Source organism: Acidovorax sp. DMC1 (genome assembly GCF_056314325.1).
This window is the reverse complement of record NZ_JBQUYO010000001.1, coordinates 52,759-69,976: the sequence shown is the minus strand read 5'-3', so window position 1 is coordinate 69,976 and position 17,218 is coordinate 52,759. Positions and strand designations below refer to the sequence as shown.

Here is a 17,218-nt window from a genome sequence, read left to right as displayed (position 1 = left end):
GGGTGGGGCACTGCTGCCGCGCAGCGCAAGTATTTGATTCCCTTGAAAGACAGATTTATGGCACTGATCCCCGTCACTATCCTCACCGGCTTCCTGGGCTCGGGCAAAACGACGTTGCTCAAGCGCCTTTTGAGCGAAGCCCACGGCCAGAAGATCGCCGTGATCGAGAACGAATTCGGCGAAGAAAACATCGACAACGACATCCTCGTGACCGATTCCAAAGAGCAGATCGTGCAGATGAGCAACGGCTGCATCTGCTGCACCATCCGCGAAGACTTGCGCGAGACCCTGCAACTGCTGGCCGCCAAGAAGCGCAAGAACCTGCTCGACTTTGACCGCATCGTGATCGAGACCACCGGCGTGGCCGACCCGGGCCCCGTGGCGCAGACCTTCTTCATGGACGAAGAGATCGCCGAGACCTACCTCATCGACTCGATCATCACCCTGGTGGACGCCAAACATGCGCCCGAGCAGCTCAACGACCGCCAGGAAGCGCGCCGCCAGGTAGGGTTTGCGGACCAGATCTTCCTGTCCAAGACCGACCTGGTCAGCGCCGAGGAAACCGATGCGCTGATCCACCGCCTCAAGCACATGAACCCGCGCGCGCCCATCAAGGCCGTGCATTTTGGCGAGGTGCCGCTCAAGGAGGTGCTGGACCTGCGCGGCTTCAACCTCAATGCCAAGCTGGACATCGACCCGGACTTCCTCAAGGAAGAGGAGCACGGCCATGACCACCACGATCACGACCATGAGCATGGCGAGCACTGCAACCACCCGTCGCACCAGCATGGCCATGAGCACGGGCACCACCATCACCATGACGATGATGTGAAGAGTTTTGTGTACCGATCGGACCGCCCGTTCGATCCGGCCAAGCTCGAAGACTTCCTTGGCGCCATCGTCAACATTTACGGCCCGCGCATGCTGCGCTACAAAGGGGTGCTGAATATGAAAGGCACGGAGCGCAAGGTGATCTTCCAGGGCGTGCACCAGCTCATGGGCAGCGACCTGGGCCCCCAGTGGGCCGAGGGCGAACCACGCACCAGCAAGATGGTTTTCATTGGCATTGACCTGCCCAAGGACATCTTCTTGCAGGGGCTGGAGCAAAGCCTGGTCTGACCTGCGCACGGGGTTTGAGGGGGCGATGGCACCCGATTTGTGTTGTATCTGCAACGTTTCCGTTTGCGTCAGCCCAGGTCGATACAATCGCGCCCCGGTAAAACCACCCAAGGCTTGCCACCAGTCCCGGGCCGTGAGAGCGGCCAAGGGCCCGCCCGTACTGCGAGGAGACCAGGAAGTGAAAGCCGACACCAGCAAATCCAAGGGGGCCACCAAGGCAACCCCTGCCGCGGCAAAAAGCGCCGCCGCCCCAGCAGCACCCAAGGTGGCTGCGAAGGCCGCTGCCAAGGCTGCTGCGGCACCCAAGGTGGCCGCGCCCCCCGCCGTGGCGGCACCCGCTGCGGCGCCTGCGCTGCAGGCGGGCTCGCAGGTACCCGTGCGCACAACCCGGCCTTCTTCCCGATTGGCCCAATTGACCGTACCATCCATGGCACAGACGGTGGCCTCCACGGCCGCCAAAGCCAGTTATCAACACACCATGCCCACGACCGCGCAAGCGCAGCCCACTTTCACGGCTGCCAAAAAAGACCCCAAGCTGGCGAACAACTGGAAAACCAAGTCCGTCGCCGAGCTGACCGACGCTGAAGTCATGGCCATGCCCGACAGCGAGTACATGAACGAAAAGCAGATGGCGTTCTTCCGCCTCAAGCTCGTTCAGCTCAAGCAGGACATCCACAACAGCGCCGGCGAAACCACCGAGCACCTGCGTGAAGACACCGTGGTGGTGCCCGACCCGGCCGACCGCGCCACCATCGAAGAAGAGCACGCACTGGAACTGCGCACCCGCGACCGCGAGCGCAAGCTGCTCAAGAAAATCGAGCAATCCATCGCCCGCATTGATGCCGGTGACTACGGCTACTGCGACGAAACCGGTGAACCCATCGGTGTCGGCCGCCTGATCGCTCGCCCCACTGCCACGCTGTCGCTCGAAGCGCAGCAACGCCGCGAACTCAAGCAGAAGATGTTTGGGGATTGAGCAGGCAGCGGCCTGTCGATCAACGCGCGCACTCTGCACCCTGAGCCATGAGCAAGGAAGAATCCACCCCCGGCGGCCTGCTATCGAAGGTGGTGCGGTTCGTGAAGAATCCGACCGTCAACTGGACGGAGCTGGATTCCCTTCAGGACGACCGGGAGAGCCAGTACAGCAAGCAGATGCTCAAGGAGATGATCGAGCGCAAGCGCCGCAACGACTTTGTGCGGCGCCGCGAGTTCGATCAGCTGCGCAAGCTGCGCCAGCGCGAGGTCTTGCACGGCCAGCGGGTGGAAGACGCTGCAGGGCGGCCCTCGTTCTTCCAGAGCAGCATGGCATCGCCCGACGAGCGGGCCGTCACGCTCAAGAAGATCGACGAGATCGAAGCGCAGATGTCCCAGCAGTGGTGGAAGAGCAAGCAGGGCGCCGACGCCCCCACCCAGCCGGGGGTGATGCCTGATTCCAGCACCGAGGCGTCTTCGGAAGAACAGGCCCGGGCCTACGCACCCACGGTGCCCGGCAGCTTGTCCGCCCCGCTGGATACCAAACCCGCCGTACAGCCCCTGTTCGCCGATGACAGCATGGCCATTGGCCGTTTTGGTGGCACGGACGCCACCATGCTGCCCGGCACCACCCCAACCGTCGAAGCATCCTTCAGCCCTGCGGCTCCTACGGCTGCGCCCGCGCCCGCATTCGAACCGGAGGAATTCGTGCACGAACCCGATCTTGAAGAAGCCGCCATCCGGTTTGCCAATGGTGACCATGCAGGGGCCGAGTCTGGTCTGCTGGAGGTGCTGGCCCAGCACCAGCAGGACGATCCAGCGCAGCAGCTGGAAATCTGGATGACGCTGTTTGACCTGTACCGGGCCACCGGGCAGCACGACCGTTTTGACACCCTGGCCATCGACTTTGCCGCGCAGTACGGCCGTTCTGCGCCGCTGTGGTTCTCCATGCCGGCGCAGCTGGGTCTGGCCGCAGAGGCCGCACCCGCCGCCGAGCCCGCCGTCGCCATGCGCCGCGATTTCAGCTGGAACGCACCACCCACCGTCGCCGTCTCTTCGGTGGCGGCCCTGCAGGCCTCGCTGGCGCGCGCCGCATCGCCCTGGACGCTGTCTTGGTCGCGCCTCACTTCCATTGACGAGGCTGCGGTGCCTCTGCTGGCCGACCAGTTCAGCCAGTGGGCCGACCGTGAAGGGCAGATCGTGTTTTCGGGTGTGGAAAAGCTCCATGCCCTGCTGGATGCCAAGACCCAGTCGGGCGACCGCTCCAACAGCCCTGAGTGGTGGCGCCTGCGCATGGCCGCCATGCGCCTCATGGGCAAGCCCGACGAATTTGAACTGGTGGCGCTGGATTACTGCGTGACCTACGAGGTCTCGCCGCCGTCCTGGGTGTCGCCGCGCTGCGGATACTCGGACAACGAAGGGGTTTCGTCTGGTTCCGCCCCGCTGGCGGCGGACAGCGACTTCATGGCCTCCGACCTGGGCGAGCTGTCGGCCCCGGCCCCGCTGGATGTGGGCCCGGTGGCAGAGCTGAAGGGCCACATCGATGGCGATGCCACGCCCCTGTTGCAGCCGTTCGAGGCGCACTTCAAGCCCGGCGTGCCGCTGACCATAGCCTGCGACAAGCTGATCCGGGTGGACTTCGCGGCCGCAGGCTCTGTGCTCAACTGGGCCGCCGAGCAGCAAGGCCATGGCCATGTGATCCAGTTCCACAACCTGCAGCGGCTGGTGGCGATCTTCTTCAACGTGATCGGCATCAACGAGCACGCCTGGGTGGTGCCCCGCAAAAACTGAGCGGAGCTAACCCCGCCACGGGCGGCTGGGTGCGCCTCTCTGTTTCTTGTTTTCTCGGGTTGTCGGCGAAGCCGCCTTCAGCGGAGTGTGTGAGGGGCGTTTTACCCGTCTTTCCGCCGGATGGCTGCCTTGCAAAATGGGCTGTCGCCCCCATCTGCCGCAGCTATGGACTCATCACAAGACAACCACCCGGTGTTCCACGGCACCACCATCCTCAGCGTGCGCCGCCAGACGCCTTCCGGCATCCAGGTCGCCATCGGCGGCGACGGGCAGGTGACGCTGGGCAACATTGTGGTCAAGGGCACGGCGCGCAAGGTGCGCAAGCTCTACCACGGCAAGGTGCTGGCGGGCTTTGCCGGGGCCACGGCCGATGCCTTCACGCTGTTCGAACGGTTCGAGGCCAAGCTGGAAAAGCACCAGGGCCACCTGACCCGTGCTGCCATCGAACTCACCAAAGACTGGCGCACCGACCGCGTTCTGCGCCGCCTCGAAGCCATGCTGGCGGTGGCCGACGCCAGCGCGTCGCTCATCATCACCGGCAATGGCGACGTGCTGGAGCCCGAGCAAGGCATCGTGGCGATCGGCTCCGGGGGCGCCTATGCGCACTCGGCGGCCAAGGCGCTGCTGGTGAACACCGCGTTGTCCGCCGAAGAGATCGTGAAGAAGTCGCTCGAAATCGCGGGCGAACTCTGCATCTACACCAACATGAACCACACCATCGAGACGCTCTGAGCGTACGGCGGTAGAACCAGCCCCACGTTGGCCGCACGGTCAGCCCCTCATGGGCTGATTGCTCTGTTATTTATAGCTGCCAGCGCATGATCCACTAGCGCTACAGCCTCATTTGATACCAGGAAGACCTGCATGTCGTCCATGACCCCCCAGGAAATCGTCTCCGAGCTGGACAACCACATCGTGGGCCAGGCCAGCGCCAAGCGCGCCGTGGCCATCGCCCTGCGCAACCGCTGGCGCCGCCAGCAGGTGGAAGGCAGCCTGCGCCAGGAGATCACGCCCAAAAACATCCTCATGATCGGCCCCACCGGCGTGGGCAAGACCGAGATCGCGCGCCGCCTTGCAAGACTAGCCGATGCGCCCTTTATCAAGGTCGAGGCCACCAAGTTCACCGAGGTGGGCTACGTCGGCAAAGATGTGGATTCGATCATCCGCGACCTGGCCGAGATGGCCGTCAAGCAGACGCGCGAGGCCGAGATGAAAAAGGTGCGCACCCGCGCCGAAGATGCCGCCGAGGAGCGCATTCTGGACGTGCTGATCCCCCCGGCCCGCGCCGCAGCAGGCAGCGAGCCTGCCGCTGACAACACCGCCCGCCAGGTCTTTCGCAAGAAGTTGCGCGAAGGCAGTCTGGACGACAAGGAGATCGAGATCGACGTGGCCGAAGGCCGCCCCCAGCTCGAGATCATGGGCCCCCAGGGCATGGAGGAAATGACCGAGCAGCTGCGCGGCATGTTCAGTCAGCTGGGGCAGGACAAGCGCAAGACCCGCAAGCTCAAGATCGCGGAAGCCTTGAAGCTCATCACCGACGAAGAGGCGGCCAAGCTGGTCAACGAAGAGGAGATCAAGACCCGCGCCGTGCAGAACGCCGAGCAGAACGGCATCGTCTTCATCGACGAGATCGACAAGGTGGCCGCGCGCCAGGAAAGCAGTGGTGCGGACGTGTCGCGCCAGGGCGTGCAGCGCGACCTGCTGCCGCTGGTGGAGGGCACCACGGTGTCCACCAAGTACGGCATGATCAAGACGGACCACATCCTGTTCATCGCGTCGGGCGCCTTCCACCTATCCAAGCCCAGCGACCTGATTCCGGAACTGCAGGGGCGTTTCCCGATCCGGGTGGAGCTGGAGTCGCTGTCGGTCAAGGACTTCGAGGCCATCCTCACGCAGACCCATGCGTCGCTGGTCAAGCAGTACCAGGCCTTGCTGGCCACGGAAGGCGTGACGTTGGAGTTTGCCCCCGAGGGCATCACACGCCTGGCGCACATCGCCTTTGAGGTGAACGAACGCACCGAGAACATCGGTGCGCGCCGCCTTTCCACGGTGATGGAGCGCCTGCTGGACGAAGTGAGTTTTGACGCCACGCGCCTGTCCGGCCAGACCATCACCATCGACGCCGCCTACGTCGATGCGCGCCTGCAGACCCTGAGCCAGGACGAGGACCTGTCGCGCTACATCCTGTGACCACTCGGTCAAGCCTTGAGAGGTCACTTTCATAGGCCTCTCTAAGTACTTCTTTTTCAACGACTTTTGGCGTTTTGGCGGCTGAAAAAACGCATCTAAGTCGTTGATTTCATTGAAAAGTTTGTGGGACACCCCCCTTGTTCGGTGTGCTTTTCCTGCTACAGTGCAAAAAAGTGCAATTAAGTGGTGAAAAGTGCCCTCAAGGTCCCCTTCGGGACCTCCGAGGCGCAAAACCGAACTGGGAATCTGTCCGTGTTTCAAGGTGCCTCGTCGCTGAGTCTCGATGCGAAGGGTCGGCTGTCTGTGCCGACCCGGCATCGTGACGTCCTCGCGGCCACGGCATCGGGCCAGCTGACCATCACCAAGCACCCGCACGGCTGCCTCATGGTCTTTCCCCGTCCTGAATGGGAGAAGTTCCGCGAGCGCATCGCCCAGCTGCCCATGTCCGCCCAATGGTGGAAGCGCATCTTTCTGGGCAACGCCATGGATGTGGACATGGACGCCACGGGCCGTGTGCTGATCTCCCCCGAGCTGCGCGAAGCCGCCGGTATTTCTAAAGACACCATGCTGCTGGGCATGGGCAACCATTTCGAGCTCTGGGACAAGGCCACCTACGACGAGCAGGAAGCCAAGGCCATGCATGGCGAGATGCCGGATGTCTTCAAGGACTTCTCCTTCTGAGGCGCGCTGTGACATCTCCCTTGCAACACACCACCGTCCTGCTGAATGAGGCTGTGGACTCTCTCTTGGGCGGCGCAGGCCCGGAGCCTTCCGGCACCTGGGTCGATGCGACCTTCGGGCGCGGCGGGCACTCCCGCCTCATCCTGCTCCGGCTGGGCCCCCAGGGGCGCTTGGTGGCCTTTGACAAGGACCCCGAGGCCATCGCCGAAGCAACGCGCATCACCGATGCGCGTTTTTCCATTCGGCACGAAGGTTTTCGCCATCTGGCCGACCTGCCGCCTGCCAGCGCTGCGGGCGTGCTGATGGACCTGGGTGTGAGCTCGCCCCAGATCGACAGCCCCGAGCGGGGCTTCAGTTTCCGTTTTGACGGCCCGCTGGACATGCGCATGGACACCACGCGCGGCGAAAGCGTGGCCGATTGGTTGGCCACGGCCGAAGTCGGTCAGATTGCGGAGGTGATACGTGACTACGGTGAAGAACGGTTTGCTGGCCCCATTGCAAAGGCGATTGTTGCTCGGCGCGAAGAACGGGGTCCTCTTGCAACCACCGCAGAACTGGCCGACCTCGTGGCTGGCGCGGTCAAAACCCGCGAGCCGGGCCAGAACCCTGCAACGCGCACATTTCAAGCTCTTCGGATTTTCATCAACGCCGAGCTTGAAGAGCTGCAACAGGCGCTAGAGGCCAGCCTCTCGGTGCTGCAGCCCGGCGGGCGGCTGGTGGTCATCAGCTTCCACTCGCTCGAAGACCGTATCGTCAAACAATTCATCGCGAAACACTCCAAGGAGGTCTACGACCGCCGCGCACCGTTTGCCGCGCCGCAGGCCATGAGGCTCATCGCGCTCGACCGCATCAAGCCCAGTGCGGCCGAGGTCGAGTCCAATCCCCGCTCGCGCAGCGCCATCATGCGCGTGGCCGAGCGCACGGCAGTCGTCTGACATGACGCGGCTGAACGTGGTCCTTTTGCTGGCGGTGCTTGCCAGCGCGATCTACCTGGTGCACACCCAGTACGAATCGCGCCGCCTGTTCACCGAGCTGGACCGCGCGGTGGCCGAGGCGCGCCGTCTGGAGACGGAGCACCAGCGCCTGCAGGTGGAAAAGCGCGCCCAGGCCACGCCGCTGCGGGTGGAAAGGATCGCGCGTGCGCAGCTGAACATGCGCACCGCCACGCCAGCCATCACGCAGTACGTGTCTGACCCACAGGGTGTCGCAACTGCCAATGCAGCAGCGGCAGCCGCCGCTTCGCAACCTGCGGGGGCGCAGCCATGAGCCGCAGCGTGCTCTACACATCCAGCCCCTTGCTGGCCAGCAAGACGCCGGTCTGGCGCAGCAAGTTCATTGTGGCGGTGATTGCGCTGGGTTTTCTGGGGCTTGCCGGGCGGGCGGCCTATGTGCAGGTGTTTGGCAATGCGTTCTTCCAGCGGCAAGGTGAGGTGCGGTTTGCGCGCACGCTGGAGCTGCCTGCCAACCGCGGCAAGATCGTGGACCGCAACGGTCTGATCCTCGCTTCCAGCGTGCCGGCTGCGAGCATCTGGGCCATTCCTGAAGACGTGGACCAGGACAAGCCCGAGGTCCGCGCCAAGCTCAAGCAGCTGGCCAAGCTGCTGGACATGCCGCAGGCCGATCTGCTGAAGAAGCTGGCGGACGAGGACAAGACCTTTGTCTGGATCAAGCGCCAGCTCGACTGGGATGTGGGCCAGCAGATTGCAGCCCTGGACATCAAGGGCATCTACCAGCGCAAGGAATACAAGCGCCAATACCCCGAGGGCGAAGCCGCCGCGCACGTGGTGGGCTTCACCAACGTGGAAGACCATGGCCAGGAAGGTATGGAGCTGGCGTTCGACAAGGAACTGGCGGGCAAGCCCGGTTCGCGCCGCGTGATCAAGGACCGCCTGGGTCGCGTGGTGGAAAGCGTGGGCGAAACCGTGCCCCCGGTCGACGGCAAGGACATGCAGCTGTCCATCGACAGCAAGGTGCAGTTCTTTGCGTACCAGAAGCTGCGCGACCAGGTGGCCGCGCACAAGGCCAAGGCGGGCAGCGTGGTGGTGCTCGATGCCCACACGGGCGAACTGCTGGCACTGGCCAACTACCCCAGCTACGTGCCCGACAAGCGCCAGAACCTCACCGGCGAGCAGCTGCGCAACCGCGCGCTCACCGACGTGTTCGAGCCCGGTTCCACCATGAAGCCGTTCACCATCGGCCTCGCGCTGGAGACAGGCCGCGTGCGCCCCGAGACCATCGTGGACACCAACCCCGGGCGCATCACCATCACCGGCTCCACGATCTCGGACACGCACAACTACGGCGTGCTCACGGTGGAAGGCGTGATCCAGAAGTCCAGCAACGTGGGCACCACCAAGCTGGCCATGCAGATGCCCGCGCGCGAGATGTGGGAGACCTTCTCGGCGGCCGGTTTTGGCCAGAAGCCGCAACTGCACTTCCCGGGTGTGGTGACGGGTCGCCTGCGCCCTTACAAGAGCTGGCGCCCGGTGGAGCAGGCCACCATGTCCTACGGCTACGGTCTGTCGGCCAGCCTGTTCCAGATGGCACGCTCGTACACCGTGTTTGCCAACGGTGGCCGGGTCATTCCCGCCACCATGCTCAAGACCAGCGAGCCCGCCGTGGGCGTGCCCGTGTTTTCCGAACGCACGGCCGACCAGGTGCGCAAGATGCTGCAGATGGCCGCAGGCCCCGGCGGCACGGGCCAGAAGGCGCAGACCGTGGGCTACTCGGTGGGCGGCAAGTCGGGCACGGCGCGCAAGCAGGTGGGCAAGAACTACGCCTCGGGCAAGTACCGCGCGTGGTTCACCGGCATGGCGCCCATCGACAAGCCCCGCATCATCGTGGCCGTGATGATCGACGAGCCCAGCAACGGCGTGTTCTACGGCGGCGCTGTGGCCGCGCCCGTGTTCAGCGAGGTGGTACAGCAAACCCTGCGCATGATGGGCGTGCAGCCCGACATGGCGGTCAAGCCGCAGATCGTGGCCAATGCGGTGGAGGAGTCGCTGTGATGCAAGCCCCGCTCCATACCCTGCAGACCGCTGGCGACGCGGTGCAATGGCTGCGCACGCGCGTCACCGGCACCCTGCACACCGACAGCCGCCAGATCACGCCCGGCGACGGCTTCATTGCCTGGCCTGGTGCCGCCACCGATGGCCGCGCGCATGTGGCCGATGCCATGGTGCGCGGCGCCACGGCCTGTCTGGTCGAACAGGCGGGGGTCGAGGCTTTCGCTTTCGAGGGCGACCACATGGCCGCGCTGCCAGGCCTCAAGGCCGCCACAGGGCCCATCGCCGCTGAATGGTTTGCACAACCCACGCAGCAGCTGAAGGTGCTGGCCGTGACCGGAACCAACGGCAAGACCAGCACGGCCTGGTGGCTGGCGGGTGCGCTGAATGTGCTATCGAATGAGGAGCGCTCGGGGCGAGATCAATGTGCGCTGGTGGGCACTTTGGGAATGGGAGTGCCTCCCGCGCTGGCCTCCACCGGCATGACCACGCCCGACCCGGTGCGGTTGCATCGCGCGTTTGCCCAGTTTGTGGCGCAGGGCCTCGGTGCCTGCGCCATCGAGGCCTCGTCGATTGGACTGGCCGAGGCCCGGCTCGATGGCACGCAGATCCACACCTCCATCTTCACCAACTTCACGCAGGACCACCTGGACTACCACGGCAGCATGGCCGACTACTGGCTGGCCAAGCGCGCTCTCTTCGAATGGCCCGGTCTGCAGGCCGCCATCGTCAATGTGGACGACCCCGCAGGCTCCCAGCTGCATGGAGAGCTGAAAGGCAGTGCGCTGGATCTGTGGAGCGTCTCGGCCCAGGCACCTGCGCGGCTGACGGCACAAGACATCGCCCTGGGTGATCAGGGCCTGCGCTTCACGGTGGTGGAGGGCAATGACCGTCATCTGCTGCAAACCCGTGTGATCGGCCAGTACAACGTGCTCAACTTGCTGGGCGTGCTGGCCACGCTGCGCAGCCTGGGCGTATCGCTGGACCGTGCCGTGCGCGCCTGCGCTAGTCTGCAGCCCGTGCCGGGCCGCATGCAGCGGCTGGTGTCTGCAGGACAACCCCTGGTGGCGGTGGACTACGCCCACACCCCCGATGCTTTGGACAAGGCCCTGCAAGCCCTTCGCCCCATAGCTGCTGAGCGTGGCGGGCGGCTGTGGTGCGTGTTCGGCTGCGGCGGCGATCGCGACGCGGGCAAGCGCCCGCTGATGGGCGCCGTGGCCCAGCAGCAGGCCGACCAGGTGGTGGTGACCAGCGACAACCCCCGCAGCGAAGACCCAGCCGCCATCCTGCACCAGATCCTGCAGGGCACGATTGCCGGTGGCACTGTGCGCGCCGAGCCCGACCGTGCGGCCGCCATCGCCCAAGCCATTGCCGAAGCTGCGCCCGCCGATGTGGTGCTGATTGCCGGCAAGGGCCACGAAGACACCCAGGAGACGGCAGGCGTGCGTGTGCCGTTCTCCGACATGGCCCACGCGCAGGCTGCGCTGCAGGCCCGAGGAGCCCACACATGGGCATGAACAGTTTTGAACCCGTCATGACACTGCAGCAAGCATGGGTGCTGCTGCAGCCAAGTATTCCCACCGCCCGTCTGGTGGGCGATGGCGCCACCCCGCTGGCGCGTGTGCACACCGACACGCGCACGCTGCAGCCGGGCGATTTGTTTGTGGCCCTCAAGGGCGAGCGTTTTGATGCCAACGCCTTTTTGGCCGATGCCCGTGCAGGCGGCGCTGCCGCCGCTATTGCGCACGGTGGCCTGGAAGCCGCGGGCTTGTCCGGCATCGAAGTGCCCAACAGCCTGGCTGCGCTGGGCGCACTGGCCACCGGCTGGCGCGCGCAATTCCACCTGCCGCTGATCGGTGTGACGGGCAGCAACGGCAAGACTACGGTGACGCAGATGATTGCGTCCATCCTGCGTGCCTGGCAGGGCGAGGCTGCGTTTGCCACGCAGGGTAATTTCAACAACGACATCGGTGTGCCGCTGACGCTGATGCGCCTGCGCGCCAGCCACCGCGCCGCCGTGATCGAGATGGGCATGAACCACCCTGGCGAGATCGCCACGCTGGCTGCGATGGCCCAGCCCACGGTGGCCTTGGTCAACAACGCCCAGCGCGAGCATCTGGAATTCATGCACACCCTAGAGGCCGTGGCCCGCGAGAACGGTTCGGTGTTTGCCAGCCTGCCGGCCGATGGTGTGGCCGTATTCCCGGCAGGGGATGCGTACACGAGCCTGTGGCAATCGCTTGCCATGGAGCGGCCCGGCCGCCGCACGGTGACATTTGGCGATGGCGGCGACGTCCGCTGCGCGCAGGCCACCTGGGAGCGCGGCGCCTGGGCGGTCACCCTGGCCACGCCACGCGGCGCGATCACCACCCGTCTGCACATCGCAGGCCGCCACAACGTGACGAACGCACTGGCGGCCACGGCGTGCACGCTGGCAGCCGGCGCACCGGTGGCTGCCATTGCCCAGGGGCTGCGCGACTTCACGCCGGTCAAGGGCCGCTCGCGCGCGTTCAGCGTGTCCGTTGCAGGCCGCGACATCACGGTGGTCGACGACACCTACAACGCCAACCCTGATTCCATGCACGCTGCCATCCAGGTGCTGGCTGAATTGCCGGGCCCGCAACTGCTGGTGATGGGCGACATGGGCGAGGTGGGCGACCAGGGCCCGCAGTTCCATGCCGAGGCGGGCGCACTGGCCCGCGAGGCGGGCATCCCCACGATGTTTGTTCTGGGTGCGCAGTCGGTGCACGCCGCATCGGCCTATGGCGATGGGGCCCGGCATTTCAACGAGATGGTCGCCCTGCAGGATGCCGTGCGCAACGCCCTGCCCACGGTGGGCAGTGTGCTGGTCAAGGGATCGCGATTCATGAAGATGGAACAGGTGGTCGAGGCGATCAGCGCCGCCGCACTGCCCGCAGAACAACAACAAAAGCCGATCAACCCACGGGAGGGACACCATGGCGCAACGCATTGATATTGCCCGCACGGTGCCAGCCTGCGCCGGAGGTGCCACATGCTGCTGATGCTGTCGCAATGGCTGCAGGGCTTGTCGCCCGAGTTCGGCTTTTTCCGGGTGTTCCAGTACCTCACGTTCCGTGCGGTGATGGCTGCCATGACGGCGCTGCTCATCGGGCTGGTGGCCGGCCCCAAGGTGATTCGCATCCTCACCTCGCTCAAGATCGGCCAGCCCATTCGGGGCTATGCGATGCAGTCGCACCTGTCCAAGAGCGGCACCCCCACCATGGGCGGTGTGCTGATCCTGTTGTCGATCGCCATTTCCACCCTGCTGTGGTTTGACCTGTCCAACCGCTTTGTGTGGATCGTGCTCATCGTCACGCTCGGCTTTGGCGCCATCGGCTGGGTGGACGACTGGCGCAAGGTGGTCAACAAAGACCCCGAGGGCATGCGCTCGCGCGAGAAGTATTTCTGGCAGTCGGTGATCGGCCTCATGGCCGCGCTGTACCTGGTGTTCAGCATTTCCGAAAGCTCCAACGCCAAGGTGTGGGAGCTGTTTGTGGGCTGGGTGCAGTCGGGCTTCTCGCTGGACCTGCCGCCCAAGGCGGGCCTGCAGTTGCCGTTCTTCAAAGAGGTGAGCTACCCGCTGGGCGTGCTGGGTTTCGTGATCCTCACCTACCTGGTCATCGTGGGTTCGAGCAATGCGGTGAACCTGACCGATGGTCTTGACGGCCTGGCCATCATGCCCGTGGTGATGGTGGGCTCGGCACTGGGCGTGTTTGCCTACGTCACCGGTAGCTCTGTGTACTCCAAGTACCTGTTCTTTCCGCACATTCCGGGGTCGGGCGAACTGCTGATCTTCTGCGCAGCCATGGCGGGCGCAGGTTTGGCGTTTTTGTGGTTCAACGCGCACCCTGCCCAGGTCTTCATGGGTGATGTGGGCGCGCTGGCGCTGGGCGGTGCCCTGGGCACCATCGCCATCATCGTGCGCCAGGAAATCGTGCTCGCCATCATGGGCGGCATCTTTGTGGTCGAGGCGCTGTCGGTGATGCTGCAGGTCACCTGGTTCAAGTTCACCAAGAAGCGCTATGGCGAAGGCCGCCGCCTGCTCAAGATGGCGCCGCTGCACCACCACTTTGAGAAGAGCGGCTGGAAGGAAACGCAGGTGGTCGTGCGCTTCTGGATCATCACCATGCTGCTGTGCCTGATTGGGCTGTCCACGCTGAAACTGCGATGAACCCGAACGATCCTCTTGTCCCTGACCCCCTCGGTACACCCGAGGCCATGCCCCCGTTGGCAGGGGCCGGGGTGGGTGCGGACGGCACTCCCGAAGGCGATCCTGGCATGCAGGCCCCTTTGCCTGCAGAGCCCGTAGCTCCTGAGGCGAATCCGGAGCAGGATGTTGCTGCGACAGGTAGCGAGGCCACAGACGCTTCGCCCGCAGCCAAAAGCACCAGTACCGCCTGGAACCCCGAGGCCGTGCCGGCCGTCTCCGCCGCGAAGGCCGCGGCGGACTTTGTGGCGCAGATCTTTGCCGAGGTGACCGCCCCCGAGCCGGGCGCTGCGGACAGCGCGGACGTTGCCGAGACCGCTGCGGCCGACGAGTCCACCACGCCGGATGTGCCTGCGGGCCCGGCGCGCGAGGGCGTTGCAACCCTGCTGCAAGACCAGCACATCCTGATCCTGGGCCTGGGCGCCTCGGGCATGGCGATGGCACGCTGGTGTGTGCGCTGCGGTGCACAGGTCACCGTGGCCGACACGCGCGCTGCCCCGCCACAACTGCCTGCGCTGCAGCAGGAGCTACCCCAGGTGCGTTTTGTGTCGGGCGCATTCGATGCCAGTCTGGTGCAGGGGCAGAACCTGCACGCGGTCTATCGTTCGCCAGGGCTGAGCCCCGAGGCAGTGGCTCCTGTTTTGGAAGCGGCTCGCGCAAACAGCATCAGCACTGGCGGTGAGTTGAGCCTGTATGCCACGGCCCTGGCCGCGCTGCGCGCATCGCATGCATATGCCCCGGCCGTGCTCGCTATCACCGGCACCAACGGCAAGACCACCGTGACCTCGCTCACCGGTCAGCTGGTGGAGCGTTCTGGCAAACGTGTGGCCGTGGCCGGCAACATCGGTCCGACCCTGCTCGACACACTGGCAGAACACCTGGATTCCGACACCTTGCCCGATGTGTGGGTGCTGGAGCTGTCGAGTTTTCAGCTGGATGGCGTGAATGGGGGTGAAGGCGGCTTCGAGCCCACAGCCGCCACGGTGCTCAACATCACGCAGGACCACCTGGACTGGCACGGCAGCATCGAGGCCTACGCTGCGGCCAAGGCACGCATCTTTGGCCAGACGGGCTTGATGATCCTGAACCGCGAAGACCCTGCGGTGATGGGCATGCTGCCACCGCCCGTCAAGGTCAAACTGCAAAAGCCGCAGGTGCGCGCGCACATCACCTTTGGTGGCGACATGCCCCGGCGTCCGGGCGACTTCGGCATCGAGGTCGTGAGCGGCATGCCCTGGCTGGTGCGCGCCATGGACGCCGACGAAACCCGCAAGCGTGGCCGCAACGAGGTCGAAGAGGACCTGCACATCCAGCGGCTCATGCCAGCGGATGCGCTGCGCATCCGGGGGCGCCACAACGCCACCAATGCCTTGGCGGCGCTGGCGCTGGCAACGGCAGCGGGTTGCCCGCTGGCGCCCATGCTGTACGGCCTGCGTGAATACCGGGGCGAGCCGCACCGTGTGGAGCCCGTGGCCATCATCCATGGCGTGGAATATTTTGACGACAGCAAGGGCACCAACGTAGGCGCCACGGCGGCAGCGTTGGTCGGGCTCGGCACGGAGCGGCGTCTGGTGGTCATTCTGGGCGGAGAAGGCAAGGGGCAGGACTTTGCGCCTTTGGCCGCCCCCGTCGCGCGCTATGCACGTGCGGTGGTGCTGATTGGCCGCGACGCACCGCTGATCCGCGCTGCGCTCCAGGACGCCGGCGTGCCGCTGCTCGATGCGGGCACCTTGCCTGAGGCCGTCGCACTGGCAGCGCAGCGCGCCCATTCTGGCGACGCGGTACTGATGTCGCCTGCCTGTGCCAGCTTTGACATGTTCAAGGACTACGAGCATCGCGCCCACGTCTTTTGCGAGACCGTGCGGGCGATGGCTGACGATGCGGGCCAGTCGGCGGAGGGCATGCAATGACAGCCCCCGCCAGCACCTTGCTCCAACGCGTGACCGGCTGGTTCGGTGGCCTGCCCGGCAAGGCGGCCGACGTGTTGCCCGTGCGTGTGGGCGGCACCGAGTACCGCCAGTCGTCCAGCACGCCCGCGAGTGTGCTGGGCTTTGACCAAGCCCTGCTCTGGGTGGTGGTGGCGCTGCTGGCCTGGGGACTGGTGATGGTCTATTCGGCGTCGATTGCCATGCCGGACAACCCGCGCTTTGCCAACTACGCGTCCACCCATTTCCTGACCCGCCACATGATGTATCTGGTGGTGGGCTTTGTGGCGGCGCTGCTGGCGTTCCAGGTGCCCATGGCGCTGTGGGAGCGCGTGGCACCCTGGTTGTTCATTGTGGCCCTGCTCATGCTGGTGGCGGTGCTGATTCCTGGCGTGGGCAAGGTGGTCAACGGCGCGCGCCGTTGGCTGTCCATCGGGCCGGTGGGCTTCCAGCCGTCCGAGGTGGCCAAGTTTGCGGTGCTGATCTATGCCGCCGACTACATGGTGCGCAAGATGGAGGTGAAGGAGCGCTTCTTCCGCGCCGTGCTGCCCATGGGCGCTGCGGTGGCCATCGTCGGCGTGCTGCTGCTGGCCGAGCCCGATATGGGCGCCTTCATGGTGGTGGCCGTGATTGCCATGGGCATCCTGTTCCTCGGCGGTGTGAATGCCCGCATGTTCTTCCTGATTGCTGGCGTGCTGGTCGGTGCCTTTGCGTTGATGATCGCCAGCTCCCCATGGCGTCGCGAGCGCGTGTTTGCCTACCTCGACCCTTTCAGCGAACAACATGCGCTGGGCAAGGGCTACCAGTTGTCGCACTCGCTGATCGCCATCGGGCGCGGTGAGATTTTTGGAGTCGGACTGGGCGGCAGCGTGGAGAAGTTGCACTGGCTGCCCGAGGCGCACACCGACTTCCTGATGGCCGTGATCGGCGAGGAGTTTGGCCTTGTGGGTGTGGTGGCGCTCATCATCCTGTTCCTCTGGATGACCCGCCGCATCATGCACATCGGCCGACAGGCCATCGCGCTGGACCGGGTGTTCTCCGGCCTCGTCGCACAGGGCGTGGCGATCTGGATCGGCTTCCAGGCCTTCATCAACATGGGCGTGAACCTGGGCGCACTGCCGACCAAGGGGCTCACGCTGCCGCTGATGAGTTTTGGCGGGTCAGCGATTCTGATGAATCTGGTGGCGCTGGCGGTAGTGCTGCGTGTGGACTATGAAAACAAACTCCTCATGCGCGGAGGCCGCATATGAGGAGTTTGTTTCACCAAAACAAGCTGCAGCAGCGTGCAACGCTGCCGAATGCGCAGC

Annotated in this window: 14 protein-coding genes; all 14 read left to right on the top strand. The window is 65.1% G+C overall.

Annotated features, from left to right (window positions below; all coding sequences use genetic code 11):
* The first annotated feature begins 57 nt into the window (after positions 1-57).
* The 14 genes from ACT531_RS00300 (at position 58) to ftsW (ending at position 17,161) form a co-directional block, all read left to right on the top strand.
* On the top strand, positions 58-1,119 hold the full coding sequence (locus ACT531_RS00300) for a CobW family GTP-binding protein (protein WP_476016082.1): 1,062 nt from the start codon (positions 58-60) through the stop codon (positions 1,117-1,119).
* Between the two features lie 178 nt (positions 1,120-1,297).
* Entirely contained in the window at positions 1,298-2,095 is a 798-nt protein-coding gene (dksA, locus tag ACT531_RS00295; RefSeq protein WP_015012542.1) for an RNA polymerase-binding protein DksA, read from the top strand.
* 47 nt (positions 2,096-2,142) lie between these two features.
* Entirely contained in the window at positions 2,143-3,882 is a 1,740-nt protein-coding gene (locus ACT531_RS00290) for an STAS domain-containing protein (protein ID WP_295943154.1), read from the top strand.
* A gap of 165 nt (positions 3,883-4,047) precedes the next feature.
* On the top strand, positions 4,048-4,614 hold the full coding sequence (gene hslV, locus ACT531_RS00285; protein ID WP_295943152.1) for an ATP-dependent protease subunit HslV: 567 nt from the start codon (positions 4,048-4,050) through the stop codon (positions 4,612-4,614).
* A gap of 132 nt (positions 4,615-4,746) precedes the next feature.
* Positions 4,747-6,072, top strand: a complete 1,326-nt coding sequence (gene hslU / locus ACT531_RS00280; protein ID WP_060985571.1) for an ATP-dependent protease ATPase subunit HslU — start codon at positions 4,747-4,749, stop codon at positions 6,070-6,072.
* 252 nt (positions 6,073-6,324) lie between these two features.
* Entirely contained in the window at positions 6,325-6,753 is a 429-nt protein-coding gene (gene mraZ, locus ACT531_RS00275; RefSeq protein ID WP_476016081.1) for a division/cell wall cluster transcriptional repressor MraZ, read from the top strand.
* A gap of 8 nt (positions 6,754-6,761) precedes the next feature.
* Positions 6,762-7,688, top strand: a complete 927-nt coding sequence (gene rsmH / locus ACT531_RS00270; RefSeq protein ID WP_110961390.1) for a 16S rRNA (cytosine(1402)-N(4))-methyltransferase RsmH — start codon at positions 6,762-6,764, stop codon at positions 7,686-7,688.
* Position 7,689: 1 nt separating this feature from the next.
* A complete protein-coding gene (gene ftsL / locus ACT531_RS00265) occupies positions 7,690-8,019 on the top strand; it encodes a cell division protein FtsL (protein ID WP_015012548.1) in 330 nt (109 codons plus the stop codon).
* Entirely contained in the window at positions 8,016-9,761 is a 1,746-nt protein-coding gene (locus ACT531_RS00260; protein ID WP_015012549.1) for a peptidoglycan D,D-transpeptidase FtsI family protein, read from the top strand. Before ftsL ends, ACT531_RS00260 begins: the two co-directional genes overlap by 4 nt.
* Complete coding sequence (locus ACT531_RS00255) at positions 9,761-11,275, top strand: UDP-N-acetylmuramoyl-L-alanyl-D-glutamate--2,6-diaminopimelate ligase (protein ID WP_476016080.1); 1,515 nt, start codon at positions 9,761-9,763, stop codon at positions 11,273-11,275. Before ACT531_RS00260 ends, ACT531_RS00255 begins: the two co-directional genes overlap by 1 nt.
* A complete protein-coding gene (locus ACT531_RS00250; protein ID WP_476016079.1) occupies positions 11,266-12,732 on the top strand; it encodes a UDP-N-acetylmuramoyl-tripeptide--D-alanyl-D-alanine ligase in 1,467 nt (488 codons plus the stop codon). Before ACT531_RS00255 ends, ACT531_RS00250 begins: the two co-directional genes overlap by 10 nt.
* Before the next feature lie 39 nt (positions 12,733-12,771).
* A complete protein-coding gene (gene mraY / locus ACT531_RS00245; RefSeq protein ID WP_015012552.1) occupies positions 12,772-13,950 on the top strand; it encodes a phospho-N-acetylmuramoyl-pentapeptide-transferase in 1,179 nt (392 codons plus the stop codon).
* Positions 13,947-15,896 (top strand): UDP-N-acetylmuramoyl-L-alanine--D-glutamate ligase, encoded by a 1,950-nt coding sequence (murD, locus tag ACT531_RS00240; RefSeq protein WP_476016078.1) that lies wholly within the window; start codon positions 13,947-13,949, stop codon positions 15,894-15,896. Before mraY ends, murD begins: the two co-directional genes overlap by 4 nt.
* The gene (ftsW, locus tag ACT531_RS00235) at positions 15,893-17,161 is read left to right on the top strand and encodes a putative lipid II flippase FtsW (protein ID WP_476016077.1); all 1,269 of its coding nucleotides are present in this window, start codon (positions 15,893-15,895) and stop codon (positions 17,159-17,161) included. Before murD ends, ftsW begins: the two co-directional genes overlap by 4 nt.
* The last annotated feature ends 57 nt before the right edge of the window (positions 17,162-17,218 follow it).